The organism is Aeromonas sp. ASNIH1 (genome assembly GCF_002934285.1).
GTDB classification, from domain to species: Bacteria; Pseudomonadota; Gammaproteobacteria; order Enterobacterales; family Aeromonadaceae; genus Aeromonas; species Aeromonas caviae.
Genome location: NZ_CP026228.1, coordinates 3,346,801 through 3,365,318 on the forward strand (window position 1 = coordinate 3,346,801; position 18,518 = coordinate 3,365,318).

At 62.5% G+C, this 18,518-nt stretch carries 14 protein-coding genes; 4 read left to right on the forward strand and 10 right to left on the reverse strand.

The genetic code is table 11. The annotated features are described in order from the left end of the window. Positions 1-9 precede the first annotated feature (9 nt). The 3 genes from glpQ (at position 10) to tyrA (ending at position 3,792) form a co-directional block, all read left to right on the forward strand. Complete coding sequence (gene glpQ / locus C2U37_RS16530; RefSeq protein ID WP_104452729.1) at positions 10-1,089, forward strand: glycerophosphodiester phosphodiesterase; 1,080 nt, start codon at positions 10-12, stop codon at positions 1,087-1,089. Between the two features lie 371 nt (positions 1,090-1,460). Then, on the forward strand, positions 1,461-2,534 hold the full coding sequence (locus C2U37_RS16535) for a 3-deoxy-7-phosphoheptulonate synthase (protein ID WP_010674236.1): 1,074 nt from the start codon (positions 1,461-1,463) through the stop codon (positions 2,532-2,534). Between the two features lie 118 nt (positions 2,535-2,652). After that, positions 2,653-3,792: a bifunctional chorismate mutase/prephenate dehydrogenase gene (gene tyrA / locus C2U37_RS16540; RefSeq protein WP_041215471.1), complete on the forward strand. Its 1,140-nt coding sequence runs from the start codon at positions 2,653-2,655 to the stop codon at positions 3,790-3,792. Positions 3,793-3,906: 114 nt separating this feature from the next. Here the strand turns inward: tyrA and hdfR are convergent, their stop codons facing one another. From hdfR to C2U37_RS16590, 10 genes are all read right to left on the reverse strand, one after another. Then, a complete protein-coding gene (gene hdfR, locus C2U37_RS16545) occupies positions 3,907-4,782 on the reverse strand; it encodes an HTH-type transcriptional regulator HdfR (RefSeq protein ID WP_039038620.1) in 876 nt (291 codons plus the stop codon). After that, entirely contained in the window at positions 4,782-5,138 is a 357-nt protein-coding gene (locus tag C2U37_RS16550; protein ID WP_010674239.1) for a DUF413 domain-containing protein, read from the reverse strand. The genes hdfR and C2U37_RS16550 overlap by 1 nt, the downstream gene beginning before the upstream one ends. A gap of 291 nt (positions 5,139-5,429) precedes the next feature. Next, on the reverse strand, positions 5,430-5,912 hold the full coding sequence (gene eco / locus C2U37_RS16555) for a serine protease inhibitor ecotin (protein ID WP_010674240.1): 483 nt from the start codon (positions 5,910-5,912) through the stop codon (positions 5,430-5,432). Between the two features lie 194 nt (positions 5,913-6,106). After that, positions 6,107-6,664 (reverse strand): Lcl C-terminal domain-containing protein, encoded by a 558-nt coding sequence (locus C2U37_RS16560; RefSeq protein ID WP_043155288.1) that lies wholly within the window; start codon positions 6,662-6,664, stop codon positions 6,107-6,109. Continuing rightward, on the reverse strand, positions 6,661-8,028 hold the full coding sequence (locus C2U37_RS16565) for an Lcl C-terminal domain-containing protein (protein WP_103858821.1): 1,368 nt from the start codon (positions 8,026-8,028) through the stop codon (positions 6,661-6,663). The genes C2U37_RS16560 and C2U37_RS16565 overlap by 4 nt, the downstream gene beginning before the upstream one ends. 50 nt (positions 8,029-8,078) lie before the next feature. Next, positions 8,079-10,490, reverse strand: coding sequence for a proprotein convertase P-domain-containing protein (locus C2U37_RS16570; RefSeq protein ID WP_104452730.1), 2,412 nt, complete (start codon positions 10,488-10,490; stop codon positions 8,079-8,081). Between the two features lie 29 nt (positions 10,491-10,519). Then, a complete protein-coding gene (locus tag C2U37_RS16575) occupies positions 10,520-12,562 on the reverse strand; it encodes a prolyl oligopeptidase family serine peptidase (RefSeq protein WP_104452731.1) in 2,043 nt (680 codons plus the stop codon). Next, positions 12,562-14,700 carry a TonB-dependent hemoglobin/transferrin/lactoferrin family receptor gene (locus C2U37_RS16580; RefSeq protein ID WP_162540900.1) on the reverse strand — a complete coding sequence of 713 codons (2,139 nt, stop codon included), beginning with the start codon at positions 14,698-14,700 and terminating at the stop codon, positions 12,562-12,564. Before C2U37_RS16580 ends, C2U37_RS16575 begins: the two co-directional genes overlap by 1 nt. A gap of 279 nt (positions 14,701-14,979) precedes the next feature. Then, entirely contained in the window at positions 14,980-16,827 is a 1,848-nt protein-coding gene (locus tag C2U37_RS16585) for a DUF3413 domain-containing protein (RefSeq protein ID WP_041212785.1), read from the reverse strand. A 43-nt stretch (positions 16,828-16,870) separates the two neighbouring features. Next, complete coding sequence (locus tag C2U37_RS16590; protein ID WP_039038627.1) at positions 16,871-17,098, reverse strand: YejL family protein; 228 nt, start codon at positions 17,096-17,098, stop codon at positions 16,871-16,873. Positions 17,099-17,171: 73 nt separating this feature from the next. On the opposite strand from C2U37_RS16590, the gene yejK reads away from it, so the two are divergent. Then, positions 17,172-18,221: a nucleoid-associated protein YejK gene (yejK, locus tag C2U37_RS16595; protein WP_039038628.1), complete on the forward strand. Its 1,050-nt coding sequence runs from the start codon at positions 17,172-17,174 to the stop codon at positions 18,219-18,221. Positions 18,222-18,518: the final 297 nt, after the last annotated feature.

The window sequence follows — 18,518 nt, forward strand, 5'->3', positions numbered from 1 at the left end:
GACCTCTTGATGAAGCAACCTCACCGTACCCTGATAGCCCTTGGCCTCGGGGCCGCCCTGGCGCTGCCCGCACTGGCGGCCGACGAAGGCAAAATCGTGATCGCCCACCGTGGCGCCTCCGGTTACCTGCCGGAACACACCCTGGAGTCCAAGGCCCTGGCCTATGGCATGGGCGCCGACTATCTGGAGCAGGACCTGGTGATGACCAAGGATGACCAGCTGGTGGTGATGCACGATCACTTCCTCGATGGCATCACGGACGTGGCCGAGCGCTTCCCCGGCCGGGCCCGCCCGGATGGTCGCTACTATGTGGTGGATTTCACCCTGGACGAGGTGCGTTCCCTGCGCATGACCGAGCCGTTCCAGCTGGTGGACGGCAAGCAGGTGCCGGTCTATCCGGCGCGCTTCCCGCTGTGGAAGTCGAGCTTCAGGATCCATACCTTCCAGGAAGAGATCGAGATGATCCAGGGGCTCAACAAGAGCACCGGCAAGCACATCGGCATCTACCCGGAGATCAAGGCTCCCTGGCTGTTCCGCCACGAAGGCAAGGACATCTCCAGGGCGGTGCTCCAGGTACTGAAGGAGTACGGCTACACCAGCAAGAACGACAAGGTCTATCTGCAGTGTTTCGATGCCAACGCGCTCAAGCGCATCAACAGCGAACTGATGCCCGCCATGGGTATGGACTTGAAGTTGGTGCAGCTGATGGCCGAGACCGACTGGAACGAGACCATGGTCTATGACGCCAAGGGCAAGGCGACCCCCTACAGCTATGACTGGATGTTCAAGCCGGGGGCCATGAAGACCATCGCCACCTATGCCGAGGGAATCGGTCCCTGGAAACCCATGGTGGTGACCGAGCCGGGCACTCCCGGCAAGCCGGTCTTCACCGGCATGGTGAAAGAGGCCCACGCGGCCGGTCTCAAGGTGCATCCTTATACCTTCCGTCAGGATGAGGGGCAGATCCCGGCCTATGCGAAAGACTTCACCGACCTGCTCAACATCTTCCTCTATCAGGCCGATGTGGACGGGGTATTCAGCGACTTCCCCGACAAGGCGGTCGAGGCTATCAAGGCCCACGGCAAATAATAAAAGAAGAGCAACACGGGAATGCAAGCGGGGCCAGGTGCCCCGCTTTTTTGTGCCCGGCATTATCGCCGGGATGAGGGGCCGGATAAGGGGTCATGAGAGGGGGCAGAGAGATGATATTGAAATGGATGTGTGTAATTTAATGTTTACGATTTGGGGCGGATTTGGCCTTGCGAGTCGCTACTTTTGAGTTGTTTCACTCTGCTTTCTTGGTCATTTATCCATCTGTCAGCGTGCAAAGACGCTATTTTCACTTGATTGTTTGTTTTTCCTTGGTAAGGTGGGGGCGGTTGCGTAAAAAAGTGCTGACTTGTGTAAATATAAATGAACGATCAGCACCCTTGGCTTGAAACAGTAGAGAGAATGAGAAGATGCAAAGAGATCCCCTGAACAACATCCATATCCAGTCCGAACAAGTGATGATCACGCCTGCCCAGCTCAAGGAGAAACTGCCCATCTCCGATCGCGCGCTGGCATTCGTGCAAGGGGCCCGCAATACCATCGCCGACATCATCCACCGTCGCGATCACCGCTTGCTGGTGATCTGTGGTCCCTGCTCCATCCACGACATGGACGCTGCCAAAGAGTACGCAACCAGACTCAAAGCGCTTCATGACGCCTATCAGGACTCTCTCTACATTGTCATGCGGGTCTACTTTGAGAAGCCGCGCACCACGGTCGGCTGGAAGGGCTTTATCAACGATCCGAACCTGGACGGCACCTTTGACGTGGAACTGGGTCTGCACCGCGCCCGCGAGCTGCTCTGCTGGCTGGCCGAGCTGGAGTTGCCGCTGGCGACCGAGGCGCTCGACCCCATCAGCCCGCAGTACCTGGCGGAGCTCTTCTCCTGGTCGGCCATCGGTGCCCGCACCACCGAATCCCAAACCCACAGGGAGATGGCGTCCGGCCTCTCCATGCCGGTCGGCTTCAAGAACGGCACCGACGGCAACCTCGGCACCGCCATCAATGCGCTGCAGGCCGCTTCCAGCCCCCACGCCTTCATGGGGATCAACCAGCAGGGTCAGGTCGCGCTGCTGCAGACCCAGGGCAACCCGGATGGTCACGTGATCCTTCGCGGCGGCAAGCACCCGAACTACGACTCGGTCAATGTGTCGCTGGCGGAAGAGGCGCTGGAGAAGGCGGGCCTGCTGCCCGGTCTGGTGGTGGATTGCAGCCACGGCAACTCCAGCAAGGATCACCGGCTGCAGCCCAAGGTGGCCGACAACGTCATTCACCAGATCCAGGAGGGCAACCGCTCCATCATCGGGGTGATGCTCGAATCCAACCTGTTCGAAGGCAACCAGTCCAGCGAGCAGCCCAAGTGCGAGATGCGCTACGGCGTCTCCATCACCGATGCCTGCATCGACTGGGAGACCACGGATGCGCTGCTGGCCCGCTGCCACAGCCAGCTGGCGGCACCACTTTTGGCCAGAACATCGGCATAAGCCGTGGTATCTTGTTGTAACTGATTGAACCATCGAGGTATCACTGCCCACGCAGTGATACCTTGTTGCCTCTTGAATGACAGGGCGTCGCTGCGGGCGGCGCCAGCAGGGACTGGACATGGCGGAAGAGTTGAATGCCCTCAGGGACAAGATAGATGCGGTGGACAAGCAGCTGATTGATCTGCTGGCCGCCCGTCTCGCCCTGGTGGGGGAAGTGGGGGAAGTGAAGAGCCGGCACGGCCTGCCCATCTACGCGCCGGATCGGGAGGCGAGCATGCTGGCCCGCCGCCGCGCCGAGGCCGAGGCACTGGGGGTGCCGGGGGACCTTATCGAGGATGTGCTGCGCCGGGTGATGCGCGAATCCTATATTCTGGAGTCCGCCAGCGACAAGGAGCACCACTTCAAGTGCATGAAGCCTGAGCTCGGCAAGGTGGTGATCATCGGTGGCCAGGGGCAGCTTGGCCGCCTGTTCGGCAACCTGTTCAGCCTCTCGGGCTACCGGGTCGAAACCCTGGGTCAGGCCGATTGGCCGCGCGCCGACGAGATCCTGCACGGCGCCGGGCTGGTGATGGTGGCGGTGCCCATCGACGTCACCTGCCAGGTGATCGACCGGCTCGGCAACCTGCCTGAGAACTGCCTGCTGGTGGACGTGACCAGCGTCAAGAGTGAACCGCTTGCCCATATGCTGGCGGTACACCAGGGGCCTGTGCTGGGGCTGCACCCTATGTTCGGGCCGGACGTGGCGAGCCTCGCCAAGCAGGTGATCGTCTGCTGTCAGGGACGCGATCCCGCCGCCAGCCAGTGGCTGCTGGAACAGATGACCATCTGGGGGGCGCGTTTGCAGCAGGTGGAGGCCAGGGCCCACGACGAGGCGATGACCTTCATTCAGGCGCTGCGCCACTTTGCTACCTTCGCCTACGGCTGGCACCTCTCCCGGGAGCAGGCCAACATCGACCGCCTGCTTGCCTTGAGCTCTCCCATCTACCGGCTGGAGCTGGCCATGGTGGGACGGCTGTTCGCCCAGGATCCCCATCTCTACGCCGACATCATACTGTCGTCGCCGCAGAACCTCGCGATGATCCGTCGTTACTACCAGAACTTCGGCGAGGCGCTGGGCCTGCTGGAGCGGGGAGACAGAGAGGGCTTCATCGAGGCCTTCAGCCAGGTCTCCGGCTTCTTCGGCGAGCGGGCGGAGGAGTTCCTGCGCGAGAGCCGCACCCTGCTGGCGCAGGCCAACGATCGTCGTCATCACGGCTGATGCACAAAGATATCCATACAAAAGGGGCCTGATGGCCCCTTTTTCATGTTGTTTGTGCTGCACCGATAACTACGGTAGATGAAAACACAGGTCTGGGCGTGAAATCGCCCTCTTTCATTCGGCAGGCGGTTGACGCAAGTCGGCGTCATGCCAGCCCAGCGGCAGGGTGAGCAGCTGATCGATCAGCTCCCGGCGGTCGGATTTCTCCAGATAGGCGAGGTAGAGCGGGCGGCTCAGGGATTGGCCCCCTTCCACCAGATGAAGCTGCCCCTGCTCCAGGAAGGGGCTCACCATGCGCCTTGGCAGGTAGGCGGCGCCGCCGTTGGCCAGCACGAATTGCAGGGCCATGCTGGCGGAGCTTGAATGCAGCACTGGGGTCTTCTGCAGGCTCTGCAATCGGCTCGATGGTGGTTCGAAGCTGGTGCCCCAGTCGAGATGAATGTGGGGCATCTGCATCAGGCTGTCGGCGTTTGCGGCCGGCTCCCGGCTCACCAGTTCGAACACCAGCTCGCCGATGGGGTGCAGGGCAATCTCGTCGATCTTGGTCGGCTCGGAGAGCAGGGCCAGATCGAGGGAGCGCTCCAGCAACTGGCGACAGAGGTGCTCGCGGGAGGCCGTTTCGAGACGCACCGCGAGGCCGGGGGCCAGGGCATAGACATGGTTGAGCCAGTCGTTGAAGTCGAGCTCCCAGAAGACTGCGGGGGCACCGATGGCAAGCTGCTGGCTGAAACCGGGGGAGAGGGCCACGTCCTGCTTGGCGCGCCCCAAAGTATGCAGAATGGCGTCTGCGTAGGGCAGCAGACGCTCACCGGAGGCAGTCAGGCGGATGTTGTTGCGATGACGGGCAAACAGGCTGACCCCGAGTTGCTGCTCGAGCTGGCGGATCCGGAAGCTCACCGCCGACTGGGTCAGGTAGAGATTTTCAGCCGCCCGGCCAAAGTGCCTGGTCTTGCTGACCTCGATGAAGGTCCGAAGCAGCTCGGTATCCATTAATCGAGGGACTCGTCGCTGCCGCCACCGCCGCCTTCAAAGCTGCCACCCGCATCTTCATTGGCACCGCCAGCGACGGTGCACAGACGGTGCACGCGCTTGGGACCAATCACCTTCAGGTATTTGAACCACACCTTGGCGTGGGGGTTGTTGCCGGCTGCGCCGGATTTGACCTGTTCGATAAAGGCACTTTCTACGTCATCGCGCGGGGCCAGGTTGCCCTGATAGAGCGCCAGCATCACGGTGCCATATTTCTCCAGACTGTCCGCTTCGGCCACGGTGAATTCGCCACTGCGACGCAGGCCACGGGGAAAATGTTTGAAGTCGTTGAAACGCTTGTCTGATTCGAAGCTCATAGTGCTCTTGTTCTGGTTAGTTTGACCTTTGCGGGCAAGTATCATCAGGCCGTCGCAGAGTGCAAAATCAATTTTCTTACTATGTTAATAAATATCTTTTATCGAACAGGGTTTGTCGCATCTCGAGGGGGCATTTTGCGGCGCGCTGCACAAAAAAGCCTGAAAAATAGTGGAGTTATGTCAGATTTTGTACAGGGAAAACCGCTCAAAAACGGGCTCGGAAGCTAAAAATAAGGCGCCGTATGGCGCCTTCTTATCATCATGACTGAGCTGAACCCGAGTGCGCGGCACTCACTCAATCATGGCTGGCTGTGCCAGGTTGTCGGCACGCCACAGACGATAGCGCACCTCGTACTCCTGAGGCACATAGATGACGAAGGGCAGCTTGGAGTTGTAGTTCACGAAGAAGCCCTGACCGTAGATCTGGACGAAACTCTCCTTCTTCTGGCCGTCTGGGCAGGCCATCAGGGTGCTGACGGGGCCGGTGACCTGGCCCAGGGTCAGGTAGTTGTAACCCCAGCCCTTGACGCTGTGCTGTTCCAGATTGCCCGCGAAGCGGGGCAGGTTGCAGTCGACCAGCATCTTCTTGCCGACTTGCAGCTCGACCATCATGTCGGCTTCGTTCTCGACTTCCGGCAGACGGATCACGACACGTTCCTGGTTCACTTCGGCGGCGGGGAACATGCTGATATCAAATTTTTTCGGTTCGGCGGCGAAGGCATGGCCACCCAATAACAAGGCGCCCAGCAGGCTAAAACGCAACACGGTTTTCATCTGTACCTCTTGGGATTGGTTCAACGCCGCTAGACTAACCGCTCTGCCGGTTTCATGCCAGCGCTGCGGCGTGCAAAACCGCCCTGAACAGGCATCACATGACGCAATTTGATGCTTTTTTGACGGTCAGGGTCACCCTGGCGCTTCTTGCATCGTGTCAAACAGGGGGCCGGGTGGCCCCCATGTCCAGGCTGTCACCTCACCAGCAGGACCTGTTTCGCCCAGGCGCGGGGGGCGCGCTGGGCGACGGAGCCGCTGGTGATGTCCAGGTAGGCGACGCCCTGAAGGGCCGGCACCGGGGTGGAGGACCAGAGATAGACATAGCCGTCGTTCACCTCCTTGCCATCCCCGGCCATGGCGCGGGGGAAGATGGTTTCGTTCAATGCCGGTTTGTAACAGGCGGACTCCAGAATGCTGGCGAGCTCCTTGATGGTGGGCAGGCGCCAGTCGTGATGACCACCAAAGCCATACAGGGCATGGCTCGGTTCGGTGCGGATCCGTTCCGCCGTCTGCAGTGCCTGTTGCCAGTAGAGGCGGGTGGGTTCCCCCTCGCAGCTCTGGTTGCGCCAGGTCTGGCCGAGCTGGCAGCGCATCCAGGTCAGACCGGTGCCCCTGTCGGTGACGGTGCCGTTGCCGTGATCCTGGAAACGGGCGGTGGGGCTGGTACGGGGCAGGGCGTCGTCGCAGATGGCGATGGCCAGTGCCAGGGGGCTGCACAGGGTGAGCAGCAGGGTCAGAAGATACTTGTTCATCGGGTTACCTCGGCCACAAGGCGCAGTTGTATGGCATTGATTTCATTTTCGTTCTGGACGCCATAGGGGTAATCGGTGCCCGCATCCTCCCCCAGGAACTGAGGGCTGATGACGGCGATGGGGACGCTCTCGAGGCGCCGGGATGGGGTCAGGGTCTGGGTCCAGTAGCTGCCATCGAAGTCGCCGCTCGAGGGACCGACGTCGGGGAAGTAGCGCACATCCAGGGTGACGAGCTGGCCATCCTGGCGGGCGAGGGAGCCGTAGTGTTGCAGGCTGCCTAGCTCCTGGGCCGTGGGCAGGCGCCAGTGCCCTATGCCGCAGAGTCGTTGTCCATTTAGCCATTGGCGATACTGCTCGGTGGAGCAGATAGCTTCCCCCTCGGGGCAGGCATAATCCAGCTCCGCCTGACTGGGGTGATAGTTGCCAAACTCCCAGGCGAAGACTTTGTGCAGATCCCGCGGACTGTCCGGATCATCGAGCTTCTTCTCCCAGACGAGGCCGGTATTGAGATCCTCCACGCACTCCCACTCGTCGGCATTGTCCGCCAGGGGTTGCCCCTTGCCGTCCAGCTTGCGATAGCGCAGGGGCGCCTGGCCCAGGCTCGCCTCCTGGCCCGGGTGATCCGCAGGCTCCTGGGTCAGCAGGTAATCCACCCCGTCCGTGTAGGTGGTGACGCCGCTGGCGGTCACCAACGCCCTAGGTTGCTGCTGCATCAGCACGGCGGCGAGTCTGGCCTGCTGGCTCAGTAGCTCGGGGCTGGCGGCAAAGTGCCGGGCGAGCTCGGGCAGCAGGGTGACCAGCCCCTGCCAGATCTGCAGGCGGCGTTCGCTGGCGGCCAAGGTGGGCAGGGTGGCCTCGTCATCGAAGGCGGCGAGGGCCAGCTCGGCGAGGGCGCGGTTGAAGTCGCCCAGCTGCGCCAGTGCCGCCAGATCTGGGCCGGGGTGAAGGGGGGCCAGGGCGAGCAGCACGTCCGTCAGGGCCTGAGCCGGTGGCAGCCCGTCCGAGATACGCGTCTGCAGCAGGGTGCTGAGGGGGCTGGGGGTGAGGTGCTGGTTGTCCTGGCGCGCCGCCGGGTGGGCCAGGGGCAGGGCGGCGGGATCCGCCGGAATGAACAGCAGAGGAGTGGTGAGCAGATCAGGGTGGCGCCGGGTCAGGGAGTGGGCACCGGCCTCGCCGCTGACGGCGGGCTCATTGGCTTCGCAGCCGTCGTTCTGGTTCAGGTTGATGCACAGGGTGCCCGCAGCGGGCAGGCTGACCGTCAGGCGGTAGTCCGGCGCGGTCAGGGGAGCCTCGTCCGAACCGCCGCCACAGGCGCTGAGCAGGGGGGCCAGCAGGCAGACGATCGGGGTCATTCTCATGGTCATGGTGTGTCCTTGGAGGGGCCTTGGCCCCTCTCTTCTTTATATAGGGAGAGTCAGAGGCGACGCAGACGGCGCCACAGGGCCAGCGGCAGCAGCCAGAGCAGGGGGAAGGCTCCCCCGCCACTGCTGTCCGAGGTATCGAAGCGGATGATGCCGTCATCCGGCACGGGCACGGTGTTGCCGCACTGGGCGCCGGTACGCTGACTGATGCTCCACCCGTTCAGGAAACCCTGATTGCCCGGTTTGCTGTCCACCACCTCCAGGGTCCAGCGACCGGCCAGGGGTTCTCCTTCGAAGGCGCTGAAGGGTTGCAGGGACTGCAACTCGGTGGGGAAGACCCCTTTCAGGCTCGGCAGGGGGCTGTAACCCTTGTCCCAGATCTGGACCCGGGTGCCGGCGGGGGAGCTGAGCCAGATCTCCAGCTCATCCAGCGCCTCGTGCTGCAGATCCAGGCTCAGTTGCAGCCTGTCGCTCACACGGGCATCGCTCTTCTCCAGCAGCAGGCTGGTTTCGCTCAAGCCGCGCACCTCCTCGCTCTGGGCATCGTTCAGTCGCTGTGACCGACCACTGGCCCGGCTGATGACGGGGGTGCCGATGGGTAGGGTCAGGGATTGCTGCCACTGGCGCTCGGTGGGGCTGGTACCGCTCATGGCGAGATTCACCGAGAGGCTCGCCTCGTCGCCGCAGGCGAGCGGGCTCTGGGCCAGCAGGCGCAGGGTGGTGGTCATGCTGGCACCGGCGGCCAGGGTTGCTGGTTGCCAGCTGTCAGGATCGGCCTGCAACCCGGTTGGCAGGGTGAGGGCCAGCTCATTGAGGGTCACTTCCCCTTTGCCCGGGTTGCTGAGGGTCAGCTGCACCGACTGGCGCTGCCCCAGCGGGATGGCGCTCCCCTCGGCGAGGGCAATATTGACGGGAGCTTGCAGCAGCCCGTGCTGGCGAAATGCCTGCTCCAGCAGACGGGCATAGGCTCGCGTCGGGTAGAGACGGGCTGCAGTATCCACGGTGATCCGGGCCAGTTGCGGCATGCGAATGGCCGGCCCCAGGCCGAAGTGGGATTCGATGATGACGCGATCAAACTCGTCCCTGGCCGCCTCACCGTGCTCGGCCACCGCCGTCAGCAGGGCCTGGAACAGCGGGGTGCCCCAGAGCTGATCCCCGTTGCTGCCGTTGATGGTGCGGTGGGCCGGGTAGCGGTAGTCCGGATGGTAGCGGGCGCGCAGATCGTCGAGCTGGCGCGGGGTGCGGTCGGTGAAGCGGGCATCCCAGTTGAACACCATGGCGGGTTCGAATTGGCGACCGGCTTCGCTGCGCTGGCGTTGACTGGCGGCCAGGTAGTCGCCAAAGCCCTCGCCGATGGCTCCCCAGTCACCCTCTTCCCCGAGATCCGGCAGGATGTGGTGCTGTACCCCGTGGCCGAACTCGTGCCAGATGACCATGGGATCCTCGGCATCGGGCACGCCGCTGCGACCCAGCTCCAGCCTGCGTTCGAACGGATCGTAGAGGGAGTTGTCCTGATAGCCCGCGTCCGTGTCGATGTCGAGCGCCCCGGGGATGAGCTCGGTGAAGCCGAGCGCCTTGAGGTGGCGCTGGGCGAGATCCAGATGGTAGTAGGCGTTGATGTCCGCAAAGCCGCGATCGTCCCGGGTCAGGCGAAAACCCTGCACGTCACTGCTGCTGTAGGGGGCCGATTCGGGGGCCATGACATCCACCACCCTGGCATGGGGGCCGCTCAGGCGATACTGCCCGGCTTGCAGGCTCACCGGCAGGGGAACCGGATCCTGGTAGGCGGCCTGTGCCAGCACCAGCTCATCGTGCCAGACCAGGCTGGCGTCCTGCAGGCGGGTGCGGGGATCGGGGTCGAACACCCGTGCCTGAACCTTCATATCGCCTGCATCGGCGACATGCAGAGGGTGGGTAGTTGCCTGATCCCCGAGACGGCCAAGCTCCTGCTCCCCGTCGCAACGGGCAAACAGCTGCACCTGGCTGGCCTTGGCATTGCCTGCCTTGTGCTCGCGCACCCGCTGGCGCAGGGCAGGCACCAGGGTATCGCCGTCTCGCCAGTACCAGGCTTCGACCGGCCCCAGCGTCTCTATCTGGTTGTCGTCGGTGCGCAGGGTGGCGAGCAGGGGATCCAGGGTGCCGCTGGCATCGCAGCCGGGCGCTGTGCTCTGCAAGGGGCGCAGGTTGTGATAGAGGCGCCAGGGGCGGCCGTCCCCGTCGACACTGACGGCGGCCTGGGTGGTGGCCACCGGCAGGCCGTTCACCAGCTGGCGAAAGCTGTAATGGTGGCCGAGCAGGCTGGCCCTGTCGTAATCGGGGGCGAAGAGCACACCGAGGCGCTGCTCGAGCCAGCGCTTCGGCGTCGTGGTCAGGGGTAGTTCATCGACAAACTGCAGATCGGCCGCCAGCAGCGGTGATGAGATCAGGGTTGCCACCAGCCAGAGGGCCAGAGAAGAGGGTTTCATGGTTCACTCCAGAAAAAGAGGGCAAGGTGTCAGTGATTGACGCCCGCCAGGGTGAGCAGGAAGGCAAACTCCTGCGCCGCACGCAGCGCCGCCGTTCGGGGGGCGCCCAGATGGCCGCCGTCGAGTTCGGTGCGCAGCAGATAGGGGCCTGTTCCCGTGCTATGGGATCGCAGGCGGGCTATCCACTTGAGGGGTTCCCAGTAGGGCACCTGACTGTCGTACAGGCCGCCCGTCACATAGACGGGGGGATAAGGGGCCTTGTGCAGGTTGTCGTAGGGGCTCAGGCGGCGCATCGCGGCATAGTCACCCGGGATGGCCGGATTGCCCCACTCGGCGTACTCCTGCCGGGTGAGGGGGAGCTCGGGATCCTGCATGGTGCCCAGCAGGTCGACGAAGGGAACTTGCAGCACGGCCCCGGCGAAACGGGTGGGCGCCTGGTTGAGTGCCGCTGCCACCAGCAGGCCGCCGGCGCTGCCGCCCATGGCAAACAGCCGGGCGGGATCGATGGCGGGATCCCGTGCCAGGGCATCGGCTACGGCGAGAAAATCATCCACGCTGTGCTGTTTGTCACGGCCACGACCCTCCCGGTACCAGGATTCGCCGAGCAGACCGCCCCCGCGCACATGGGCGATGGCGTAGACAAAGCCGCGATCCAGCAGGCTCAGCACCCGGGGCTGGTAGTAGGGGCGCATGGGGGTGCCGTAAGCCCCATAGCCGTAGAGCAGCAGTGCCCTGGGGTGGGTAATGCCCTTGCGCCAGACCAGGGAGACAGGCACCTTGACCCCGTCCTTGCCCGCGATCCAGCGCCGCTCGCTCTGATAGGGGGAGGTGTCCCTGCTCTCGGGTGTCCCCTCCCAGGCGCCGGAGGCGAGATCCAGCCAGCGCTGGTGAGGTGGCTCGGCCATCCCCTGGCGGCGAATGAGCACCTTGTCGCTGGCCGGTTCCTGGCTGCCCTGGATCCAGGCCGTGCCTGCGCCATCGGTGAGCGGCAGGCTGTGGGTCAACGCACCCTTGGCGTCCAGCACATCGAGCCAGTCATCCCCTTCCTTGCGGTATTGCAGCACGGTGTGCCGGGCAAAGAGGCGCCACTTCTCGAGTTCCCGGCCCTCGCCGGACCAGAGCCGTTGCCACTCTCCCTTCGCCACCAGGCTCAAGTCGGCCACCTGATAGAGGCCGAGGGCGCCGTCCCGGTTGCTCTTGAGCAGCACCCTGTCCCCCAGGGTATCCAGGTAGTATTCGAGGCCGCGCTCGCGCCCCTTGAGCAGGTCGGCCCGACCCGCGTCCAGCAGGTATTGCTCCGAGCTGTCGTGGTTGTTGCTTTGCAGCACCAGGTGGCGGCGATCCGTGGTGCGATAGAGGCCGAGCAGCCAGGCGGGATCGCGCTCCTCATACACCAGGGTCTCCTTGCCATCCTGCCAGGCCAGCAGTTGCCAGGGGCGCAGGGTCTGGCGCTCGTTGGCGAGGGTGTAGAGGGTCTTGCCATCCAGACTCCAGAGCAGATCGCCGGCGCGGTGAGGCAAAGAGGCCTGTGTCTCGCCGCTCGCCAGATCCAGCAGGGTGATGCGGTAGTCCCGATCTCCCCTGCGGTCTTCGGCCAGGGCAAGCAGTTGCCCGTCCGGGTGCAGGGCCCAGGCGGCGAGCTCGTAATACCCCTCGGCCGGCTGGCGGGGAGCCAGCCGCTTTCGGGGAGCGTCATTGGCGTCGCTGCGTTGCCACAGGCTGCCGTCCGCCTCCATGCGCCACTGGCTGCCAGCCTGGCTCAACCAGTCGTCCGGCACGGGTTCGCCCCGCTCCCGGCCCTGCCACTCCGTCTGCAGGCGCTGCACCAGTGGCGCCTGGCCGGCGAGCTGCCGCTCGGTCCAGCGGTTCTGCTCGCGCAGCAGCGTCAGGAGGGCGGGATCCTGGCGGCTGTCGTCACGCCAGCCACCATAGGGATCGAGGCGGGCTATCTCCCCCTTCATCAGTTGCGGGCGCTCGGGGATGAGGGGCGCGGCCTTCAGGGTTGCCTCAGGCAGGGGAGAGGCGGGGGCCGGCGTGGCCAGCAGGCTGGCCAGGATCAATAGGCTGTGCATCAGATCCCCACGAAGGTGTAGCGCAGGCTGGCACTCAGGGTGCGGCCGCTCTGGGTGAAGAGGGAAGCATCGGTCCCGGCTTCCAGCCCGGCCACATCCTGATAGCGGGTGTAGCGGGTGTCGAACAGGTTGTCGAGCTTGAGGTTGACCTTGAGGGCGTCGGTGACCAGCCAGTCGGCCGTCAGGGCGAAACTGAGCCAGCCGGCACTTTCGAGGCAGTCCCCCTGGCGGCCGGTCAGGCTGTTGCCGCAGGTGGGCACCCGGCTCATGGCAGCGGCATAGTCCGCCTGAATGCCCAGACTCCACTCATTGGCCTGATAGCTCAGACGGGTGTTGCCCTCGAGGGGCGTCAGGGTGCGCAGCGCTTCACCTTTGTTGTCCTCGCCATCGACCCAGCCGAGTTTGGTGGCGAGCTCCCACTCCTGGGTCAGCCAGTAGCTGGCGGCGAGTTCGGCCCCCCAGGTTTCGGCCTTGGCGACGTTGCGATATTGGCGCAGGATGACGCCATCGCTCAGGCGCAGCCCCACCTCGCGCCAGTCGATGAAGTTGTAGTAGCGGTTGTAGAAGAGCGCTGGCTTGATGCTCCAGTTGTCCCCCTCGCCACTCAGTCCCCACTCGATGCTGTGGCTGGTCTCCTCCTTGAGCCCTGTGTTGGCGATGATCTCGAAGGGTGGCAGAGCGAAGTAGTGGGGGATGTTGCCGTACACCTTGTCGTAGGAAGGTGCCCGGAACCCGTTGGCATAGCTGAGCCAGCTGCGCCACTGGTCGTTGAAGCGGTAGCTGGTGGCCAGGCTCGGGGAGAGGTGCCAGCTGTGGTTGCTGTCGTGGCTGCCGTCCAGCGGCGTGAGCCACTGGTGATCCATGCGCAGGGTGGGGGTGAACTGCCACTGGCCCAGGCTGGCCACGTCGCCGAGCCAGACTCCGGCCCTGTCGGTACGGGCGCGGCTGAAGGGGGCGGACTGGCCGGGTTGGGGAATGCCAGCCTCCAGACTCAGCTTCTCCACCGGCCGCTCGTGGGTGGTGCGCTCGAGCTCGATGCCGTAACTGAGCTGATGGGCGAGAGGGCCGGTGGCGAGATCCCGGCGCACATCCAGCTCGGTACCGATCCTGTCTTCGGTGAAGGTGGCGAGTTCCCGTTCGCTGCGATAGCGCGGATAACCGCTCAGCAGATCGTTTTGCAGCAGGCTGCGCTTGTTGGCGGTGTTTTTCGAGTGATTGCCGTAGGCACTCCAGGTGAGGCTGTCAGCCAGTATTGTGTCGAGGTTTCTCGCTTCCCAGGCCAGCTTTCCCCCCTGGGTGCGTTGGCTGCCCTGCTCGTGGTACTGGCGCACCTGCCACTTGCCATCGGGCTGGGGCACTTCGCGCGGCCCCTGATCCCGCTCGGCGTTGTCCTCGAAGTAGTCGAGTTCGAGGCGCAGCAGATGATGTTCGTTCAGCTGGATGCGAGAGCTGGTGGAGGCGCTGAGGCCATCCAGATCCGCCGGGATGCGGCTCTCGTCGTAGTTGGCGGTCTCATGTCCCTGCCAGCCGGAGAGGCGCAGCAGGTGTTCGGTATCCCGTATCCGGGCGGCGCCGGTGGCGCTCAGCTTCTGCTTGTCACTGCTGCCATCGTGCAGCACCTTGCTGCTGAGATAGGCATCCTGGCCCTGAAGGTAATCTTCCGGCTGCTTGGTGCTGATGACGATGGTGCCGCCGATGGCATCGGAGCCATGGAGGGAGGAACCGGCTCCCTTGGCCACCTCTATCTGTTTGACGTCGTCGAGATCGAAGCTGAAGCGGCCCACCTTGTCGTTGAGGTCGTCGGCGCCAAAACCGTCGCTGACCCGCACCCCGTCCTTGATGATGAGCACCCGGTTGCCGCCCATGCCGCGGATGATGATGTTCTGGGGGCGGCCGGCGGAGCCGGTCACCGAGACGCCGGGTTCGTTCTTGAACACATCGGTGAGCTCGGTGGCAACCTGGCGATCCAGATCCTCCTCCGTGATGACGGTGATGGAACCGGACACGTCGGAGAGCTTCTGCTCGATGCGCTGTCCCTTGACCACGATGGTTTCGCGCCCCTTGAGTTCGGGGTGCATGTCCGTTGTGTCGACCCCGGCGGGATCGCTGGCAGCCAGCGCCGTACCGGACAGCAGCATGGGCCAGTAGTGAAGAAGTCGAATTTTCATATTTGAGAATAATTATTATTTAAGCCTGAGGGCGCGGATTATTGCAGAGGGAGTCAAGCAGATCAATAAATGACAATCATTATCATTTTGTTTTTATGATATTGATCGAATTGAATTTTTTGAGAGATAAATCAGTAAGGTGGTGGCATACGTTTGCGAATGACGCCATGAGAAACAGGAGTATGGGTGTGGTGCGGGCAAGAAAAAGCCCGCCATAGGGGCGGGCTCAAGGAGGTGTGCTGGCGCTGATCAGGGGGCGCGATAGAAGCGATTGAGCTCGTTCATCACCTGGATCAGGGTGCCCATATCCGGGGTGCCGTGCTTGATGGGGCGATAGGTGTCGCGGTCCAGCAGCTCGAAGTCCCCCTGCTTGTTGAACTGGGTGATGGTGTTGCCCTGATAGATGGCGAAGTCATTCTGATCCCCCGCCAGCAGCCAGGTGCGTGTACTGGCTTCGAACAGGTTGCGCCCCGTGCTGTAGTCACGATAGGGGTTGCGTACACCCAGCATGTTCTTCATCAGGGTCGGTACCAGATCCAGGTGGCTGCTCGCCTGCGCCTGGGGCGCAGGTTCGGCACCAGGCCAGGCCAGCACCAGGGGGACCTGCACCTGATAGGTCGAGTAATTGCTGCCATAGCCCCAGCTGTTGCTCTGGGTCTCGTTGAACTCCTGACCGTGGTTGGAGGTGACCACGACGATGGTTTGCTCATCAAGCCCCTGCAATTGCAGTTGGGTCAGCATCTGCTCCAGCAGTTGATCGGTATAGAAGACCGCGTTCTTGTAGCGGTTCTCCAGCTTCTGCAGGTTCTCGGGCCGATAGGCAGTGGCCGGGTTGAAGCGGGTCAACTCGGGCTGGAAGGGACCCTTGATGCTGGCGGGCACCTGATAATCCCCCGGGCTAGAGAGATAGACCAGAGAGAACCAGGGTCTGTCCGCGGTGCGCGTGCCAAGCCACTGCTGCCAGTCGTCGATGAGCCTGCGGTCATCGGTCTGGCGGGAGACGAAGACCTGTTTGCGCAGACCCGCAAGCAGACTTTGGCGATACTGCTTGGCATCTTCCAGTGCACCGAACAGGCCGAACTGGTAGTCCTGACGCAGCATCTCGTCGAACAGCACAGGGGGGCGCTTGTCGGCCCGGATGTCCCCGTAATAGTGGCCGGGCAGCCCGTAGAAGAGGCTGAACATCCCCATGGCTTCATCATTGCCACCACTCATGTGCTGGCGGAAATTGAAGTGGTTGTCCGCGTAGCGTTGCAGATTGGGCATGTTGATGTTGTTGAGCATGTCGGCTCGCAGGGAGTCGACCACCACCACCAGCAGGTTCTTGTGATCGCTGGGTGCGCTCACGCTGAGGGGGCGCAAGGGATAGAGCAGACGGTGCTCAGCGCTTCCCTGATCTTCGGCCTTCTTCTCATACTGCTCGAGGTCGAGCCAGCCATGCTTGGCCAGGAAGCTCCTGGCGGTCATGGGGTAGGAGAGGGGGAAGTTGGCGCGCTGCATGGTGATGGGTTGATACAGGGTCGCATCCGCCCAGCTGTTGACCAGATGGGTCAGGATGAAGCAGACCAGCAGGGCCAGCCCCACCTGATTACCATACTGGCGGCGTTTGCGCTTGTTGATCTTGCGCCACACATAGGCCGACAGCAGCAGTTGCAGCAGGAAGATGGCGGGCACCGCCACGAAGATGATGCTCCAGATAGAGCCCTCTTCGGTCTGCGCCTGATCCAGCAGCAGTTGCCACACCTGGCCATTCAAGTGGAACTTGAACAGCTGGAACACCTGGGTGTCGATAAGCAGCAGCACCAGCGCCAGGGTGGCGATGATGGATGAAATGAAGCGCAGCGGCTTCTCCCTGGGCAGGATGAAGCTCAAGGGGAAGATGGTCAGCAGATAGGTGACGAAGCTCAGGAACGAGAAATGACCTATCCAGCTGATGACGAGATAGGTCACGCCGAGCGTGGTCGATGGCCAGCTGATGGCGCCCAGGTAACGGGTCGAGATCAGCATGGCCAGGATGATGTTGAAGAAGGAGAACCAATGCCCCCAGGTGATCAGGCGAGAGACATTATCGCGATAGGGGTTGCCGGTTTCGACCATAATGATCCATCTGCTTGAAAAACATCAAAGAATGCGAAGAAACTCAGTGCGCATCGTGGCGATGGCCCACCGAGGCGGTGAGTGCCTGGATGAACTTCTCGGTGATCGCCTGGCGCTGGGCCGGGGCCATGCCGTTGATGATGTTGGTGGTCAGGTTGCCAAGGACCATCAGACTGAGATCCACCGGTGCCTTGTGTTTCTCCAGGGCGGTGATCAGGTCGTTCATCAGGGCGTCAAACTGCTCGTTATTGTACTTTGATACGATGGGCATAATCTTGGGTTCACCTCGGTTCAAAGCGCCTTATAATACTTCACCCTTTCGGCTAACACTATGGCTTTGTGACATGAGTCTCGATATCGACAAGATCATTCTTCACTCCCTGCGGGCGGGCAACGATGGCCAGCCCCACGCCGATACCCGCAGCCAGACCCTGCCTGCCGACGAGGCGGTACAAGGGCTGATGGCGGAGCTGCATCGCATCTACAACGGCAAGGGGGGAAAGGGCTTTGGCTTCTTCGCCGATCCCGAGGCCGCCGTCGCCGAGCTGGCGGAGGGGGAAGACGCCCCCAAGCAGCCTTCCCCCGCCTTTCGCATCGCCCTGGAGCAGTTGCTGGCGGAGCAGACCGAGTTCGTCCCCTTTTCCGTCAACCTGACCCAGATGCTGGTCAAGCAGCTGGTGGAGCATGCCCTGGACGAGCAAGGGGTGTTGCTGATTGCCAAGTACAACTATGTGGGGGTGGATTACCTGATGATCGCCCTGCTGGAAGGCAAGGAGAGCGTCACCGTGAGCGAGGCGCTGGAGCTGCGCCACATCCAGTACCTGGATATCGGCAAACTCAATCTGGTGGCCCGCATCGATCTCACCGAGTGGAAAACCCAGGGGGATTCGCGTCGTTATATCACCTTCAGCAAGGGCCGGGTCGGTCGCAAGCTGGGGGATTTCTTCATGGATCTGCTGGGGGCCCGGGAGGGCATGGATGCCAAGATCCAGAACAAGGGGTTGCTGCAGGCGGTGGACGATTACTGCGACAGCCGCCAGCTCGAACCGGCCGAACGCAATGACTACAAGAAGCAGGTCTTCAAATATTGCACCGAGCAGGCCAGCGCCGGCGAGGAGATCGAGATCAAGGAGCTGTCGGCGGAATTGCCCGGTGATGGGGACCTCGATTTTTACAGCTTCATCGGTCAGGAGTACGAGCTGGAGGAACGCTTCCCGGCGGACCGTTCCACCCTGCGGGGCTTGACCAAGTTTGTGGGCTCCGGTGGCGGCCTGACTCTGAGCTTCGAGCAGAAGTTGCTCAACAGCCGGGTCTTTTACGATCCCCAGACCGACACCCTGACCATCAGGGGAGTCCCGCCCAATCTCAAGGATCAATTGCTGCGCCAGTCGTAATGTGATCCAGCCGTCATTTCTTGCAAAAAGGCACCGGAGTCCGCTCCGGTGCCTTTTTATTTAAGGGGGTGATGTAGATGGAAACCACCTCAGTACTTTTGTTAACACATTGAACAAAATATCGGGAATGAAAGGGTTTTCAGTGGGGTGAAATCCCTTTCGATGACGTAAATTGATTTCCTTTCTGTAATTTAATTTCCATATCTTGGCAAAAATATGGGGATATCCCTTCCTAAGTCGCTGAAATAAGAAAATGTTTTCATAACTTTCTGGAAGAAAATACGTAATTGCATTTCA